Origin of the sequence: Plantactinospora solaniradicis, from assembly GCF_042658085.1 — a bacterium.
GTDB lineage: Bacteria > Actinomycetota > Actinomycetes > Mycobacteriales > Micromonosporaceae > Plantactinospora > Plantactinospora solaniradicis.
In genome coordinates this window covers 386,934-402,879 of record NZ_JBHSPR010000037.1, presented here as the reverse complement: position 1 = coordinate 402,879, position 15,946 = coordinate 386,934, and the positions used below count along the sequence as shown (strand labels likewise).

13 protein-coding genes are annotated in these 15,946 nt (G+C 71.9%); 4 read left to right on the top strand and 9 right to left on the bottom strand.

Features of this window, described 5'->3' with window-relative positions; translation table 11 throughout:
* Positions 1-488 precede the first annotated feature (488 nt).
* From ACFP2T_RS33175 to ACFP2T_RS33160, 4 genes are all read right to left on the bottom strand, one after another.
* Positions 489-2,783 carry an FtsX-like permease family protein gene (locus ACFP2T_RS33175; protein WP_377428769.1) on the bottom strand — a complete coding sequence of 765 codons (2,295 nt, stop codon included), beginning with the start codon at positions 2,781-2,783 and terminating at the stop codon, positions 489-491.
* The gene (locus ACFP2T_RS33170) at positions 2,780-3,436 is read right to left on the bottom strand and encodes an ABC transporter ATP-binding protein (protein WP_377428767.1); all 657 of its coding nucleotides are present in this window, start codon (positions 3,434-3,436) and stop codon (positions 2,780-2,782) included. Before ACFP2T_RS33170 ends, ACFP2T_RS33175 begins: the two co-directional genes overlap by 4 nt.
* 2 nt (positions 3,437-3,438) lie before the next feature.
* A complete protein-coding gene (locus ACFP2T_RS33165) occupies positions 3,439-3,990 on the bottom strand; it encodes a PadR family transcriptional regulator (RefSeq protein ID WP_377428765.1) in 552 nt (183 codons plus the stop codon).
* A 96-nt stretch (positions 3,991-4,086) separates the two neighbouring features.
* On the bottom strand, positions 4,087-6,099 hold the full coding sequence (locus ACFP2T_RS33160) for an acyltransferase family protein (protein ID WP_377428763.1): 2,013 nt from the start codon (positions 6,097-6,099) through the stop codon (positions 4,087-4,089).
* A gap of 315 nt (positions 6,100-6,414) precedes the next feature.
* Between ACFP2T_RS33160 and ACFP2T_RS33155 the strand changes: the two genes are divergently transcribed.
* The gene (locus ACFP2T_RS33155; protein ID WP_377428967.1) at positions 6,415-7,440 is read left to right on the top strand and encodes a phosphatase PAP2 family protein; all 1,026 of its coding nucleotides are present in this window, start codon (positions 6,415-6,417) and stop codon (positions 7,438-7,440) included.
* A 63-nt stretch (positions 7,441-7,503) separates the two neighbouring features.
* Here the strand turns inward: ACFP2T_RS33155 and ACFP2T_RS33150 are convergent, their stop codons facing one another.
* From ACFP2T_RS33150 to ACFP2T_RS33140, 3 genes are all read right to left on the bottom strand, one after another.
* Positions 7,504-8,937: a PH domain-containing protein gene (locus ACFP2T_RS33150; protein ID WP_377428762.1), complete on the bottom strand. Its 1,434-nt coding sequence runs from the start codon at positions 8,935-8,937 to the stop codon at positions 7,504-7,506.
* Positions 8,934-9,413 (bottom strand): PH domain-containing protein, encoded by a 480-nt coding sequence (locus ACFP2T_RS33145; RefSeq protein ID WP_377428965.1) that lies wholly within the window; start codon positions 9,411-9,413, stop codon positions 8,934-8,936. Before ACFP2T_RS33145 ends, ACFP2T_RS33150 begins: the two co-directional genes overlap by 4 nt.
* A gap of 187 nt (positions 9,414-9,600) precedes the next feature.
* Positions 9,601-9,831 carry a hypothetical protein gene (locus tag ACFP2T_RS33140; protein ID WP_377428760.1) on the bottom strand — a complete coding sequence of 77 codons (231 nt, stop codon included), beginning with the start codon at positions 9,829-9,831 and terminating at the stop codon, positions 9,601-9,603.
* A gap of 253 nt (positions 9,832-10,084) precedes the next feature.
* On the opposite strand from ACFP2T_RS33140, the gene ACFP2T_RS33135 reads away from it, so the two are divergent.
* The 3 genes from ACFP2T_RS33135 to ACFP2T_RS33125 are packed head-to-tail and all read left to right on the top strand — an operon-like array spanning position 10,085 to position 13,139.
* Positions 10,085-11,233 (top strand): AAA family ATPase, encoded by a 1,149-nt coding sequence (locus ACFP2T_RS33135; protein ID WP_377428758.1) that lies wholly within the window; start codon positions 10,085-10,087, stop codon positions 11,231-11,233.
* Positions 11,230-12,192: a DUF58 domain-containing protein gene (locus ACFP2T_RS33130; protein ID WP_377428756.1), complete on the top strand. Its 963-nt coding sequence runs from the start codon at positions 11,230-11,232 to the stop codon at positions 12,190-12,192. Before ACFP2T_RS33135 ends, ACFP2T_RS33130 begins: the two co-directional genes overlap by 4 nt.
* On the top strand, positions 12,189-13,139 hold the full coding sequence (locus ACFP2T_RS33125; protein ID WP_377428754.1) for a VWA domain-containing protein: 951 nt from the start codon (positions 12,189-12,191) through the stop codon (positions 13,137-13,139). The genes ACFP2T_RS33130 and ACFP2T_RS33125 overlap by 4 nt, the downstream gene beginning before the upstream one ends.
* 523 nt (positions 13,140-13,662) lie before the next feature.
* On the opposite strand, the gene ACFP2T_RS33120 is transcribed toward ACFP2T_RS33125, so the two are convergent.
* Both ACFP2T_RS33120 and ACFP2T_RS33115 read right to left on the bottom strand, forming a co-directional pair.
* Positions 13,663-14,931 carry an acyltransferase family protein gene (locus tag ACFP2T_RS33120; RefSeq protein WP_377428752.1) on the bottom strand — a complete coding sequence of 423 codons (1,269 nt, stop codon included), beginning with the start codon at positions 14,929-14,931 and terminating at the stop codon, positions 13,663-13,665.
* A complete protein-coding gene (locus ACFP2T_RS33115) occupies positions 14,928-15,857 on the bottom strand; it encodes an alpha/beta hydrolase (RefSeq protein WP_377428750.1) in 930 nt (309 codons plus the stop codon). Before ACFP2T_RS33115 ends, ACFP2T_RS33120 begins: the two co-directional genes overlap by 4 nt.
* Positions 15,858-15,946: the final 89 nt, after the last annotated feature.

The window sequence follows — 15,946 nt, the reverse complement described above, 5'->3', positions numbered from 1 at the left end:
CCGCTGACCCGTCCCCTGGTCCGTCTCCCGGCCCGATCCCGGCTCCCGGGCCGACTCCGGCTCGACGGGGCGCTGCTGTTCCATGGTCAGAGCCTAGATGTTTCGACTGCGTCGATTGGCGACACGCGCTGACCCGCGCCGAAAGGATCGGATGGTCGACAGCCCGGTGCGGAGGGTTCCGGCGCCTGAACTTCCCGGTTCCATGGGCTGCGGGTCACCCCGTCCGGTCTGGTCGGCCTCGCCGCATGCGGAACGCCTGATGGACGAGAGAGGGCTGATGCTGACCGAACGTTATCGGGCGATTCCACTTCGGAGGTGTCGGGTCCAGCCGGGGGTGGAGGTCGCCGGCCGGGTCAGGCACTGACCGGCACTCGACACCCGGCCACCCGGCCCGCACCCTTCGATCTCACCGGTCCCCGGGCGGGTCGGGTCGCCGCAGCGATCACCGACCGGCCCGGGACCCGGCCGTTCCCGCTGGCCCGCCCCGATCAGGGCCGGCGTAGCTGCTCGGCGGTGATCCGCTGGGTCAGCCAGGCCGGTACCGCGATCAGCACCAGCCCGGCCGCCAGCGCGCCGGCCGCGAGCCCCAGGGTCGGAGCTATCCGGTCGAGGACCTGGCGTACGGCGAGATCGCTGAGCACGGCCAGCACGCCGGCCAGCGTCACGGTCGCCAGGCTGGCCAGGACGAGCCCGATCACCAGCGGCAGTGCACCGAACCCGACCTCGCCGGCAGTGATGGTGCGCGGGCTGGTACCCACCACGGCGAGGGTGGCGTTGTCGCGGCGGCGTTCCATGGTCCGGTCGACGGCGGCGGCGGCGAACGCGCCGATGCCGAGCACGAAACTCACGGTCAGCCCGGCGACCAGCAGCGTCACCAGGAGATTGCCGTCGAAGCCCCGCTGCCCGCCGAGGTCGCCGCTGAGATAGCCGGCCGGGTACCGGGCGGCGATCAGTTGGGCGGCCCGGTCGGCGGTGGACCGGTCCGAGGTGACCAGCAGTGGCCGGGACGACGCGGCGCCGTACAGAGTCTCGGCGCCCGGCGCCTGCCGGGTGACCAGCATCGTGCCGCTCTGGCCGAGGCTGAACCTCATGTCCAGGTGGAGGACCTGCTCGGGGGCCGGAGTCTGGATGCCGCCCTCCAGGACCACCTCGGTTCCGGGATCGAGCGGCCTCCTGCCCCAGTTGGCCGGTTCGAACTCCAGCCGGTAGTTCCTGCCGTCCACGCACGACTCGCCCGCACCGAGCCGAAACATGCCGGTGAGGTCGGCGCAGGTCCCGAGGAGCACGTTGTCCGGCTGGCCGGCAACGGTGGCCTCAAGGTTGCGCAGGTCGACGAGTTGGGTGCCGGGGATCTGCCGCAGGTCGTCGGTCGGCATCGTCTCGGCGCCGAGGATCTGGTACATCTGGGCACCGCTCTGGTCACCGGTCGGCAGGAGTTCGCGGTCGTTGGCCACCAGGCCCACGCCGAGGGATCCCAACCCGACCACGTAGATCATCACCGTGAGCGCGGCGACCAGCCGGGGCGCCACCCCGGGCGCGTGCCGCAGCCGGGCGGCGGCCAGTTCCAGCCAGACCGGGGTACGTGGCAGCCGGGCGAGCAGGCCGGCGGCCCCGTACCCGAGGATGGGCAGGGCGAGCGGCAGCGCCAGTCCGGTCAGCAGCAGCGAGCCGGCGAAGAGAAACGCCTCGGTCCGCCCGGGATCGTCCCGGCCGAGCACGGCGGCCAGCGCCGCGCCGCCGAGTCCGGCCAGTAGTGGCCCGAGCCGCCACAGCCCGGGGCGACTGCCCGGCGCGTCCCGGCGTACCGCCAGGGGGTTGGTCCGGGCGGCCCAGGTGGCGGAGACCCCGACCGCGACCGCGTACGCCACGGTGAGTGCGAGCACGCCGCCGATCACCGCCGCCGGTACCGACACGTCGGCCGCGTACCAGTACAGCCGGCCGATCCGCCAACCCTCGGACAGCGGGCCCAGCAGCGCGTACGCGGACAGGCCGAGCAACGCGCCACCGGCGGTGACCACACCGGTCTCCACCGCGTTGACCAGAGTCGCCTGCCGACCCGAGACCCCGAGCAGGCGCAGCGCGGCGATCCGCCGGTCCCGGGTGGACGCCGACAGCCGGGCGCAGGTGACCAGGAAGGCGCCGAACGGCACCAGCACGAACAATCCGAAGGCGACGGCGAGCAGCCGGGCCGGGGTGAACACGTCCGGACCGAACGTCTGCGCACCCAGGGCGTACCGCAGTGGCCCGCCGAAGCTGGTGACCGGTTGGTTCTCCCGGGCCTGCGCCGTCTCCGGTGTCGGTGGGACGAACTCCGCGCCGACGTACGCCATCAGCTCGTCCGGGGCGAGCAGACCCGCCGGGCCGATCGTGCCGACGACCCGCTGCGGGAACCGGCCGGCGGCCCGGGAGTCGGTGGCCAGCAGGTCGCGTAGCGCGGGGGAGACCACGATCTCCCCGGGCCGCGGTAGTGCGGCGATTCCGGGTGGGTGCGGGCTGGTCGCGGTGACACCCGAGACCACGGTACGGCGGAGCACCCGACCGCCGATCGCGTCCTCGATGTCCGACACCCGCAGGCTGGCCGGGCTCGCACCGCTCTCGTCCCAGACCGGGGTACGTGCCAGGGCCCGCTCCTGTTGCGCCCCGGCGACCGAGACGGTGGCGAACGACGCCAGCACCAGCAGTACGCCGATCGCCGCGCCGGACGACATCAACGCGGTACGCAGCAGTCCGCCCCGGCCGGAGCCGATCGAGAGCCGCAGCCCGAGCCAGATCCAGCGCCTCACGCGGCCACCCGCCCATCGCGGAGGAACACGGTGCGGTCGGCGTACGCGGCGACCCGGGCCTCGTGGGTGACCATCACGACCGCGCTGCCCTCCTTGCGGGCCAGTCCGGTCAGGGTGTCCAGCACCACCTCACCGGCGGCGCTGTCCAGGGCCCCGGTGGGCTCGTCGGCGAAGATCACGGTCGGCCGGTGTGCCAGGGCCCGGGCGACGGCGGCCCGCTGCGCCTGGCCGCCGGAGACCTGGCCGGGGCGCCGGTCGGCCAGCTCGTCCACCTCCAGGTGCCGGAGCAGTTCGGTGCCGCGTACCCGGGCCTTTGCCTTCGGTACGGCGAGCAGTCGCATCGGCAGTTCGACGTTCTCCCGCAACGAGAGTTCGGGTACCAGGTCGCCGAACTGGAGTACGAAGCCGAACGACCGCAGCCGCAGTCGGCTGCGCCGGCTGTCGGAGAGGTTGTCGATCCGCTGGTCGCCCAGGCGTACCTCGCCGTGCTCGGGGCGGAGGATTCCGGCGAGCACGTGCAGCAGGGTGGACTTGCCCGACCCCGACGGTCCCATGATGGCGAGGATCTCGCCGGGGGAGATCGCCACGTCGGCGCCGTTCAGCGCGATGGTCTGGCCGAACCGGATGGCGAGGTTGCTGCCCTGGAGGATCATCGTCAGTTCTCCTTCTCCGCGCCGTCGGCGCGGTGTACGAGCGTCGCCAGCCGGTGGAGCCGGGCGACGGCGCCGTCGATCCATTTCAGGTCGGCGTCGAGGTGGTACATCTCGAAGTCGGCGTCGAGCTGCCCGAGCAGGTCGCCGGCCTGCCGTTGGGCGCGCAGCTCCCGCATCCGGGCCAGGTGTGCCTGGCGTTGCCGGTCGAGCATCGGCTCGGCGGGCCGACCGCTGGAGAGCGCGATGAGCACCTTGGCGAAGAGCACCTTGCGGCTGCCGGTCACCTCGGGCACGTCCGGCTCGTCGAGCCAGCGGTCCAACTCGACGACGCCGGCCTCGCTGATGGCGTAGACCCGACGGTCGGGGCCGACTCCGGCGGCGACCCCGGCGAGATTGATCAGCCCGTCGCGGTCGAGCCGGTTCAGGGTGGCGTAGACCTGGGCCGACTTGAGTGGCCGGCTGGTGCCGAACCACTCGTCGTAGCGGCGCCGCAGCACGTAACCGTGCTGTGAGCTGGGTTCGAGCAGTCCGAGGAGGATCCGGGACACTGACATGCCGGGACACTAGCAATCGAGTTACTACGCTAGCAAGCCAGTTGCTAGTGGTGCCGGGTCGAGCCGTTCCGGCGGCGCGCGGCCCATCCGGCCGCGCTAGTCGGGCTCCGTCTGCCCGGAAGCGGTGACGTTCGACAGGACGTCCCGTTCTATGACGTTGCTCAGCGCCAGGGTGATCTGCGGGCTGAGATGGTGTCTGTCGATGTAGACCAGGGTGTCGCCGATGATGGCGGGACATTCCTGCGCGGAGCAGAGGTAATCGTTGAGGTCGCGCACCTGGCGACCCCTGCCGCGTACCAATTCTGCCTCGCCCCGACTGAAGTCGGCGTTGACGGAGGTGGCTCGGGAAAGGGTGCAGGACAACGCGGCAGAGAGCCGTGCCGACAGGCAGCTCGGGACGTCGGCGTCGGCATAGGGGGTGTCCGCCAGCACCGTCAGACGTGGTAGGAAGGAGAGCCGGTCGAGAGTCTTTCCCATGCCGGCCAGCCACTCCTCCTTCGGAACGATTCCATCGTGTGTGGCGTTCGTACTGTTCGCAATGACCACCAGTTCGGGCTGCTCCCTGACGATCCGGTCCAGGGCTCGGGAGCGCCATTCGTCGCACTCGTGGTATTCCCGGCCGAGATAATTGCTCGTCTTGCGTACGCTCGCGCTCGGACATCCGGACTTCGTCAGCGACACGAGCCGGAACCCGTGCCGGTCGGCGACCGCTCTCAGCGGCGGAAACCACTGGGCGGCATGTGAATCGCCGAACAGGACCACGGTGACGTCCGAACCGGCCCGCCCGTACACGCAGTCGTGGACGACCACGTCGCGGAAGTCGGCGTGGCAGCCGTCGGAGAAGACCGACGGGAAGTTGGCCCCGGCGGACTGCAGGGGAGGGGTGAGGTTGCTCGGGACGTAGCTGGTCCAGTCGTCCCGCCCGGAGCCGGCGACGGGCTCGGCCGTGCGATCGACGTGGAGGACCGGTGGCATCGCGATCAGGACGGCGGCGGCCGCGCCGACGGCGGTGCTGGCGGCACCGGCGGCAATCGACCACCCGGGCCTCGCGCTGAGCCAGCGTTGATGCCGTAGCGGATTCTCCACCAGTCGATAGGTCAGCCACGCGACGACCACGGTCCCGGCGAGTACGGCTCCCCGGGCCGACCAGGGCAGCGAACCGCCACGGACTCCGCCGGCCAGGACCAGCAGGGGCCAGTGCCACAGGTAGATCGAGTACGACAGCCGGCCGATGAAGGTCAGCGGAGCGCTGGCGAGCGCCGTCTGGAGCGGCCCGCGATGACGTGTGCCGGCGGAGATCACCAGGACCGCCCCGATCACCGGTACGGCTGCGGCCCACCCCGGAAATGTCGCGATTTCCACCAGCAGCGGCGGCGCGACGAGGATGAGCAGAAGCCCGCACCAACCAAGGGCCTGCGCCAGCGGTGCCGGCCAGGAACCCACTCGACCGAGGAAGAGGGCGAGCAGACCGCCGGCGGCCAGTTCCCAGGCGCGGGTCGGCAGGCTGAAGAACGCCCACGGCTGGGCGGACGTCGTCAGGACGACGCTCAACGCGAACGACGCGGCGAGCACACTGGCGATCACCACCCGGGCCGCGGTGATGACTCCGAGCCGGTTCAGCACGAGGCAACCGGCGATGAGCAGCACCGGCCAGACGAGGTAGAACTGCTCCTCCACCGCCAGGGACCAGTACTGCTGGTACAGCGACGCCCCGGCGTGATCGTGCAGGTAGTCAGTGTTCCGAAGCGCGAACCAGTAATTGGCCAGGTAGCCGAGTGTGGCAAGGGCGTCCCGGCGCAGATCGAGCAGTCCCAACGGTGACAGGACGAGCTTTGCCAGGCCGAAGGTGGCGAGCGCCACCACGATCGACGCGGGCAGCAGCCGGCGTACGCGCCGGGCGTAGAACCGGCGCAGGTTGATTCGCCCGGTTGTCTGTCGCTCCTTGATCAGGAGTCCGGTGATCAGGTAGCCGGAGATCAGGAAAAAGACATCGACTCCGACGAAGCCGCCGTCGAATCCCGGCGTACCGCAGTGGTAAAGCGCCACCAGGATGACGGCGAGCGCTCGCATGCCCTCGATGTCAGGGCGGAAGGACGACACCTGTGACACCGAAAGCTCTTCTTGTTTGGACGGTGCCGCCATTGCTCTCCGGCCGACTGATATTCAGCGAATTCTCGGAAATCGTAAGTGGCCGAAGGGGCGTATTGTCCGAATTAAGCGAAATCCGCCTTCTCTGCCTGCCGGTAGCCGTGCGGTAGCGGCGGCCGTCGACCGCTCGGCGCGGTGCCGTCGTCCCTCCCGCAGTCCTCCGTAGTGGCGCCGTTAACCTGGTGGGCGATGCTCGTTACCGTTACCGACACCCCGCCCGCGTCGCCGCCCGGCCCACCGGTGCCGGAAGGCCTCCGTCGTCGTCGGCTCGTCGCCATGTCGATCTGGGCCGTGGCCTTCGTCGCCGGCTGGTTCCTGATCGGCCTGCCGACCGACCCGCTGTACGCCTTCGCCTGGCTCTGGGCCGCCACCATCGCGTGGCGCAGCGACCGGCCCTGGCGAACCCACCTGGGCTTCGCCCGGGACTGGCTGCCCGTGGTGGTGCTGCTGGCCCTCTACAACCTGTCCCGTGGCTTCGCGGACAACGGGGCGACGCCGCACGCCATGGAGTTGATCGTCGCCGACCGGTGGATGTTCGGCTGGGCCATGGACGGCCAGGTGCCGACCATCTGGCTGCAACAGCACCTCTACGACCCCGACGCCATCCACTGGTGGGACGTCGGAGTCAGTTGGGTGTACTTCTCGCACTTCGTGGTCACCCTGACCGCCGCGGTGGTGCTCTGGCTCCGGGAGCGGGCCCGCTGGGCGGCGTTCATGCGCCGCTGGGGCTTCCTCTGCGCCAGTGGCCTGGTCACCTACTTCATCTACCCGGCCGCGCCGCCCTGGTGGGCCGCCCAGTACGGGATGCTGGAGGAGGTCGCCCGGATCTCCACCCGGGGTTGGCGGGAGTTCGGCATGCACGGCGCCGGCAACCTGCTCAACGCCGGCCAGATCGCCTCGAACCCGGTGGCCGCGATGCCGTCGCTGCACACCGCCTGGGCACTCTTCGTGGTCGTCTTCTTCCTCGGCGTGACCCGGCGACGCTGGTGGCCGCTGCTGCTCTGCTATCCGCTGGCGATGACCTTCACCCTGGTCTACGCCGGTGAGCACTACGTGATCGACGTACTGGTCGGCTGGGCGTACGTGGGGCTGACCTTCCTGGTCGTCGGGCTCGCCGAACGCTGGTGGGCGGCCCGCAAGGCCCGACGCCGCCCGACCGGGCCGGAGCCGGCGACCGCCGGCTCGGAGCCGGTGGACCCGCCGCCCGCCCCGGTCGGTGCGCAGCGCTCCGGCCCGGACGAGACCGACCAGGAGCCGGGCCCCGGCTCGGAGCCGGACCGGGAGCTTACCCACCGCCGGTGAGCCTGGCGCTCACCCACCGCCGGTGAGCCGGGCGCGCTCACCCACCGCCGTCGAACTCGGCGCTCACCCTCGGCCGGTGAGCCGGGCCGACCGGGCCCGCGCGGTGAGTTCCGCCGCCAGCGCCCAGGCCTCGTGTATGTCACGGTCCCGGGCCGCCGCGCCCGGACCGCCGGCGGTGTCGGCGTAGACGGTGGCCAGCCGCAGCCGCCGTTGCAGCGGACCCTGTACCACGCGGACGCTCTGGATCCGGGCGTACGGCACGACGAGGAGTTCCCGGGTCAGCAGCCCGGAGCGGACCGCGAACACCCGCGCCGAGAGGCCGGCGCCGAGCGAGGTCCGGGCCAGCGGGTGCACCCAGCGGGCTCGGGCCGGGGGTGGGGTGAGCACCCCGCCGAGCTTCACGCCCGGAAGCACCTCCGCCATGATCATCTGAGCCGTGGCCAGGTCACCGACCGGAAGCAGCCGGTCCGGGTTCTTGCGGTCGTCCAACTCGCCGCTGGAGTAGCCGGCCACCGAGAGGCGCAGCCGCAGCCATCCCTTCATCCGCCAGAGCAGCGGCCAGGTCGCCCCGACCGCCTGCAACCGGTCCAGCGGTACGGTCTGAGCCCGCGTCTCCAGCAGGCCGTGCCGGACCCGCAACGCCGAGTCGTCCCGGGCCAGCCGGAAGTCCCAGTCGTCGAGCACCCGCCGGATCGGTTGCAGCACCACCCCGGCCATCGCGGTGAGAGTGCTGGCGACGGCGATGAACGACCAGGAGTCCTCGGTGAAGAACTGCGCCAGCACGAAGGCGACGCCGAACGGCAGCAGGAACGCCTGCGGTGTGAGGAGCTGACTGATCAGCAGGTTGCGGTTGGATACCGAGTGCAGGTGCCGACCTGGGGGCGGCGTGCCGACGTTCGGTATTCCGGGCAGACCGGCTCCGGTCGCCGGCTGACCCGGCCCCACCGCCTCGGGCTGGTTCGGCAGTCCCACCGTGGACTGTTCGGACGGCGCCGCTCCGGACCACTCCGGAGCCTCGGTGAACGACGCCGGTGCGGCATGCGGGGCCCGACCGGCCAACGTCAGCAGGCGCTCCCGGAGGGCCACCGCGTCGGCGACCGTGACGTACGCCAGCGGTGCCTCCGTCTTGCCGCCGCCGACCACCTCCAGCCGGAGTTCGGCGAGGCCGGTGAGCTGGGCGAGCAGCGGTCGTACCACCTCCACCGACTGCAACCGTTCCAGCGGAATGGCCCGGGTCCGGCGCCACAGCAGGCCCTCGTGGATCCGCAACTCCCGCCCGACCACGTGGTAGCCGGTGTTGTACCAACTGATCACCGAGAGCACGACGGCGCCGACCAGGAGCACCACCACCAGCAGGCTGAAGAAGCCGATCCCGACCTGGGACAGGGTCGACCAGGAGAGCGCCGCGACGATCACCACCAGGGACTTCGCCGACTGCAGCACCGGGCTCAGGGGATGCAGCCGCCGCCGGGGCTCGGTGATGTCGCCAGTGGTCACAGGCCCTCCGCCCGGTCCTCGCCGAGCGCGGTGAGCCGATCCCGCAGCCGGGACGCCTCGGCTGGCCGCAGGCCCGGCACCCGGGCGTCGCTCGCCGCCGCGGCGGTGTGCAACTGCACGGTGGCGAGCTTGAAAGCCCGCTCCAGCGGCCCGGCGGTGACGTCCACGAACTGCATCCGGGCGTACGGGACGATCGACAGTCGTCGGACCAGCAGCCCGTGCCGGACGAGCAGGTCGTTGTCGCGCTCGGCGTACCCCCAGGCCCGAACCGCCCGCGCGATCACCAGCAACCGCCAGATGGTCAGCAGGACGGCCAGGCCGAGCGCGAGGCCGAACGGCCAACTGCCGGTCAGGACGAGGCCGAGCAGGAGACCCACGATCACGACCAGCATCCCGATACCGAGCCGCAGCGCCTCCACCCAGATCAGGTCCTGGGACACGGGCTGCCATTGGACGGTGTCCGGCCACGGCTCCAGCGGATCCGTCGGCCCGCCCCCCGGCTGCTCCGGCGGTACGGGACCGCCTACCGGTTCCGGAGGTACGGGACCGCCTGCCGGCCGGGGCGGTACGGCGCCGGCCGGCGACTGCTCGCCGTGCTCACTCACGTCGCCGCCCCGTTCACCCGTCGGTCGCGCCGTTCGCCCGGGTTGCCGCCTCGCTCGTTCACGTGTCGAGCGTAGGCGATCCGCCGGCCGGTGCTACCTCCCGAAGGAACCCGCGCGCGCCGAGAAACTCGCCGAGCGACTCACGGTGCGCGGCGCAGGCGAGCCAGATCTTCCTGCGCTCGGGAGTGTGCAGCCGGGGATTGTTCCAGCGCAGTTCCCAGACCGCCGGGGCCCGACAGCCACGGGCCGAGCAGATCCGGTGCGGCTCTGCGGAGGAGGTGTCGCTCACGGCGGCGAGTCTACGGCGGCCGCAGTGTAGAGATCGCCGGGCGGCCACGGGGGGAGCCGCCCGGCGATTCGCTGCATCGTACACATGGAAACTCCCCCTATGTCTACCCATCCCGAGCCGTTTCGCGGATTGCGGTGGCTCGGAACCGCAAATCCGGTTCTCCCTTCGTCGGCTCACAGCCGGACGTGCGAGGCTTGGGGGCGTCGGCCTCGCGCCGACCCATTCGATTCCGTGACCCCGCTGTGGAGGACCGGTGGCCCAGCCGACCACGCCCGACGCCCAGACCCCGCCCGACGTCGGGGGTGCCGGCCCCGCCGCGGGCTCCACCCCGGCCGAAGACGCGACCCTGCTCGAACGCGCCCTGTTCGAGGTCAAGCGGGTGATCGTCGGGCAGGACCGGATGGTGGAGCGGATGTTCGTCGCCCTGCTGGCCCGGGGGCACTGCCTGCTCGAAGGCGTACCGGGGGTGGCCAAGACCCTCGCCGTCGAGACCCTCGCCCGAGTGGTCGGCGGCACGTTCGCCCGGGTGCAGTTCACTCCGGACCTGGTACCGGCGGACATCGTGGGTACCCGGATCTACCGGCAGTCGAGTGAGAAGTTCGACGTCGAACTCGGCCCGGTGTTCGTCAACTTCCTGCTCGCCGACGAAATCAACCGGGCACCGGCCAAGGTGCAGTCGGCCCTGCTGGAGGTGATGTCCGAGCAGCAGGTCTCGATCGGCGGGCAGACGCACCGGGTGCCGAACCCGTTCCTGGTGATGGCCACCCAGAACCCGATCGAGCAGGAGGGCGTCTATCCGCTGCCCGAGGCGCAGCGGGACCGCTTCCTGATGAAGATCCTCGTCGGCTATCCCACCGACGCCGAGGAGCGGGAGATCGTCTACCGGATGGGCGTCAGCCCGCCGGAGCCGTCGTCGATCTTCACGCCGCTGGAGCTCGTCACGTTGCAGCAGAAGGCCGACCAGGTGTTCGTGCACAACGCGTTGGTCGACTACGCGGTACGGCTGGTGCTCGCCACCCGCGCCCCGGCCGAGCACGGCATGGCGGACGTGGCCCAGCTCATCCAGTACGGGGCCAGCCCCCGCGCCTCGCTCGGCATCGTCCGCGCCACCCGTGCGCTCGCCCTGATGCGGGGCCGTGACTACGCGCTGCCGCAGGACGTGCAGGACATCGCGCCGGACATCCTCCGGCACCGGCTGGTGCTCAGCTACGACGCGCTGGCCGACAACATCCCCGCCGACCACGTCGTCGACCGGGTGATGTCCACCATCCCGCTGCCCTCGGTCGCGCCCCGGCAGAACGCCAGCCCGGTCGGTCCCACCTCCGGTCTTCCGCTCGGCTCCACGCCGGGCGCGCCGGGCCCGGCGGCCGGTTCGACGTGGCCGGGACGCCCGCCGGCATGACGAGCGGTACGCCGACCAACCCGAATCCGGCCCGAGCCGAGGCCGTACTGTCCCGGTTGCAGTTGCTCGTCACCCGGAAACTGGACGGGCTGCTCCAGGGCGACTACCTCGGCCTGCTGCCGGGGCCCGGTACCGAGGCGGGAGAGTCCCGGGAGTACCGCCCCGGCGACGACGTACGCCGAATGGACTGGCCGGTGACGGCCAGGACCACGGTTCCGCACGTCCGGCGCACGGTCGCGGACCGGGAGCTGGAGAGCTGGATGGCGGTGGACCTCTCCGCCAGCCTCGACTTCGGCACCGGCCGCTGGCTCAAGCGGGAACTCGTGGTCGCCGCCGCGGCGGCGATCGCCCACCTGACGGTGCGGGGCGGCAACCGGATCGGTGCGGTGATCGGCACCGGTCCCGGCGGGGCCACCGGCTCCGGCTTGACGACCGGCGGATCGGGCATCCTGCGACTGCCGGCCCGGCCCGGTCGCAAGGAGGCTCAGGGCCTGCTCAGGACCATTGCCGGGCTGGAGCTCAGACCCGGGCGTACCGATCTCGGCGCCCTGGTCGACGCGCTCAACCGACCGCCGAGGCGGCGCGGGATGGCCGTGGTGATCTCGGACTTCCTGGCCCCGCCCGAGCAGTGGGGACGCCCGGTGCGCAAGCTCGGGGTCCGGCACGAGGTGCTCGCCATCGAGGTCGTCGACCCCCGCGAGCTGGAGCTGCCGGACGTCGGGGTGCTCGCCGTCGTCGACCCCGAGAGCGGTGAGCTGCACGAGGTGCAGACCGCCGACCCTCGCCTGCGGCGTCGTTACGCCGCCGCGGCCGCCGCCCAGCGCGCCGCGATCGCCCACGAGCTGCGGGCCGCCGGCGCGGCGCACCTGCGGCTCCGTACCGACTCCGACTGGCTGCTGGACATGGTGCGCTTTGTCGCCGCGCAGCGGCACGCCCGTACCCGGGGGACGACTCGATGATTCGATTTCTGCAACCATGGTGGCTGCTGGCCGTACTGCCGGTGCTCGCCCTCGCCGGGGCGTACGTCTGGCGGCAACTGCACCGCCGCACGTACGCGCTGCGCTTCACCAACGTCGAACTGCTGCGTACGCTCGCGCCCAAGGGGCTGGGCTGGCGCCGGCACGCCGCCGCCGGTGTCTTCCTGCTGAGTCTGCTTGTCCTCGCCACCGGGATGGCGCGGCCCTCGGTGGACCGGAAGGAGCCGCTGGAACGGGCGACCATCATGCTGGCGATCGACGTGTCGCTGTCGATGGAGGCCGACGACGTGGCGCCGAACCGGTTGGAGGCGGCCCAGGAGGCGGCCAAGCAGTTCGTCGCCGAACTTCCGCCTACCTACAACCTGGGCCTGGTGTCCTTCGCCAAGTCCGCGAACGTGCTGGTACCGCCCGGCAAGGACCGTCCGGCCGTCACCCAGGCGATCGATGGCCTGGTGCTGGCCGAGGCGACCGCCACCGGCGAGGCGGTCTTCACCTGCCTGGAGGCGATCCGGTCCGTTCCGGCGGACGGCGCCCAGGGCATCCCGCCGGCCCGGATCGTGCTGCTCTCCGACGGCTACCGGACCTCGGGGCGGTCGGTCGAGGAGGCCGGTGCGGCCGCCCAGGCGGCCAACGTGCCGGTCTCGACCATCGCGTTCGGCACGGACTCCGGCCAGGTGGACATCGGCGGCCAGGTGCAGCGGGTACCGGTCGACCGGTTGGCCCTCGCCGAACTCGCCGAGACCACCCAGGGCTTCTTCTACGAGGCGGCGTCGGTCAGCGAACTGAAGCAGGTGTACCAGGACATGGGGAGTTCGATCGGGTTCCGCACCGAACCCCGGGAGATAACCCAGTGGTACGCGGGCATCGCGCTGCTCTTCGCGCTCTGCGCGGCGGGGATGAGCCTGATCTGGACGTCCCGACTGGTGTGACGGGCGGACGGCGCAGGCGCGCTCTGACGCCCGACACGGTCGTACGAGGTACCCGGCCGGTTTCCCGGTTACCGGCCCGGCCGGGTACGCACCGAGGTGACGGGTTCGGTGCTCACGGGGTCGCGCGGACCAGCATGAAGACCACGACGATCCAGGCCGCGGCGAGGGTGAAGCCCAGTGGGGCGACGTAACGGTTCATGATTCTGCTCTCCGGTGGCGACTGAGACGTCCCGGGTCGGCGCAGGGCCGGGCAGGGAGGTCTGGGGATCAGCGGACGCGCACACGAAGTCGTGACCGGGAGGCTCCACACGCTCGAACTCGGCGACAGCCGTCGAGGCGCGCAGCCCTCGGCGTGCCGGACAGCTGCCGGCAGGGCCTGGGATGCGGTGTGGAGCGAAGCTGGGTCAGTCGGCCAGGGAAGTCAATGGCTCAGGCGGACTGACCAGAGGCCCGGCCACGACTAGGAGGATCGCTATCTCGCACAGCGATCACCTCCTCCTGTCGGCCGAGCCTCGAACGCCAATCATCGTACACCCGCACCACCGGTCGGGGTGAAGCCGGTCGACGGGTTGCCGACTCTCGGCGGTGGAGACCCTGGGACCGGCCGTGCCGGTCGTCCGACCAGCACCGCCAGGACCAGGCCGAGCAGTGGCAACCAGGCCAGCCGGGCGAGCACCCAGCCCGGCCCGTCCGGCGCCGAGTGCAGACCGGGCACGGCACCGGCACCGGCCAGCCGGGCGACGAGCGCGGCGAGTGCCGTGACCCCGAGCAGGATGCTCTGGTGCCACAGGTAGACGGCCATCGCGGCGGTGTTGAGCCGGTGCACCGGTCGCCACCGGCGGGGCCGGGCCAGCCAACCGGCCAGGGCCGGCCGGATCAGCACGGCCACGCCGATCTGGGCGAGGGCCAGGGAGACCGCGAACAGCGACGGCGGGTCGAGGTTGGACATCCCGTCCCCGGGCACGCCGACCGCGCTGGCCGGATAGCCGCCGTACAGCACCAGGCCGGTCATCCCGGCCGCTCCGCCCAGCAACAGCCACCACCCGGTACGCCGGTCGCCGAGCCGACCGCCGGCCAGTGCCATGCCGAGCAGGTACGGCACCAGCCAGGCGGCGAGCACGGCGACCGGTACCCGCCAACTCCCGTCGCCGGGCAGCGGCACCGGCCAGTTTCGGGTGTCCGACAGGTTCCGTCCGGCCAGATCGCCGAGGGCGACCAGGGCCACCGCCGCGATGCTCAACCGCAGTGGTCCGTACCGGTGCAGTGCCCGGGACAGGGGACCGGTCAGGACGATCAGCACCACCATCGGCAACAGGAACCACAGTGGACTGACCACCAGCATGGCGGCGGTCCGCAGGGTCGCGGCCGGGGTGCCGAGCATCGCGGCGACGGCCAGCGCCGCCATCCAGCCGCCGAGCAGCAGCAGCACCGGCCGGACCAGCCGACCGAGCCGCCGCCGCAGCCAGTCAGCCGTCCCCAGTCCACGGTCGGTGGCCGAGCGCAGGGACCTGGCCGAGCCGTAGCCGCTGACGAAGAAGAACAGCCCGAGCGTCTCGAACAGCCAGGTCGCCGGCACCAGTTCCGGCATCGCGATCAGCGGACTGGCCGGCCGCAGCGCGCCGCCCGGGGCCAGCACCAGCGCGGTCACCAGCCAGTGTCCGAGCACCACACCCCCGATCGCGTACGCCCGCAGCCCGTCGATCCCGCGATCCCGCCCGTCGATGCCGCGATCCCGCCCGTCGACGTCCCGGTGCCGCGTGACCGGAGCCTGCTGCCGTTGCACGGTGCTCATCGGGCCGCCACCGCCGTCCCGGTTGCCGACCCGGTCCGGCCGAGCGTGAGCAGGGCCATCGCGTGCAGCGTGGCGGTGCCCGACACCAGGTAGCCGTCGTGTCCGGTCACCCCGTCGACCGGCATCCGCCGGGCGCCGAACCCCGGGGCCGCCGGCCGGACACCGTGCCCGAATCCGAGTATCCGGAGCGGCGGCAACCAGCGGATCCAGTCGTCCGGCGCCTCGGCGGCCCAGACGGTCGCGCCGGTGCGCAACTCGCCGACCTCGTCCACGCCCATCCCGACCCCACCCACGGTCACGAGTTGGGTGACCTGGGCCGGTAGTGCCGACGCGGCGAGCCCGATCACCAGTGCGCCGTAGCTGTGCCCGATCAGGGTGACCGTGGCGGCCGGGCGGTGCCTGGCCAGCGTCCGGACCAGGTCGAGCAGGGCCCGGGCTCCGGATCGGGCGGTGTCCTCCCTGGCCGCCGCCCGACCCAACCCGTTCGGAGGGTCGTAGCCCAGCCAGGCCAGCACCGCCACCCGTGCGTCGGGTTCGGCGGCCCGGATCTCGTCGTACAGGGTCCGGGCCTGGACCGACGGCGCTCGCCGGGTCACCCCGCCGAGTCCACGGTCGAAGTCCCGCAGCGTGGTGTCCACCCCGGGCACCAGCACGGCGATCCGGTCCGCGGTGCCGAGGTCGCCGAGCACCTCCACCGCCAGCCCGTCGCCGCGCGGATCGAAGGCGAGAAAGGACCGGCCGGCGGCGACCCAGTCGGCGTACGGCGTTCCGGCCGCCCGCATCGTCGCGGCGACGTCCGGGTAGGCGTCCACGAACCGGGCCGACCCCGCCGCAACCTGTGCCGCCCCGGCGGGTGGCGGTGGCACGAGCAGCCCCAGGGCCAACAGGCCCGCCACCGTGCCCCGTACCGCTGATCGCCATCTCATCCGCCGTCTCCCTCCGGTCGATACCGGAGAAAGAATGCGGAGCCGGGTACCGGTGGCGCGTCACGCCACGGAGTGGTCCTGGGTGGGCT

Bases quoted from the DNA above. Each gene is read 5' to 3' on its own strand.
- ACFP2T_RS33170 (WP_377428767.1), bottom strand. From the start codon at position 3,436: ATGATCCTCCAGGGCAGCAACCTCGCCATCCGGTTCGGCCAGACCATC.
- ACFP2T_RS33165 (WP_377428765.1), bottom strand. From the start codon at position 3,990: ATGTCAGTGTCCCGGATCCTCCTCGGACTGCTCGAACCCAGCTCACAG.
- ACFP2T_RS33155 (WP_377428967.1), top strand. From the start codon at position 6,415: ATGTCGATCTGGGCCGTGGCCTTCGTCGCCGGCTGGTTCCTGATCGGC.
- ACFP2T_RS33130 (WP_377428756.1), top strand. From the start codon at position 11,230: ATGACGAGCGGTACGCCGACCAACCCGAATCCGGCCCGAGCCGAGGCC.
- ACFP2T_RS33125 (WP_377428754.1), top strand. From the start codon at position 12,189: ATGATTCGATTTCTGCAACCATGGTGGCTGCTGGCCGTACTGCCGGTG.
- ACFP2T_RS33120 (WP_377428752.1), bottom strand. From the start codon at position 14,931: ATGAGCACCGTGCAACGGCAGCAGGCTCCGGTCACGCGGCACCGGGAC.
- ACFP2T_RS33115 (WP_377428750.1), bottom strand. From the start codon at position 15,857: ATGAGATGGCGATCAGCGGTACGGGGCACGGTGGCGGGCCTGTTGGCC.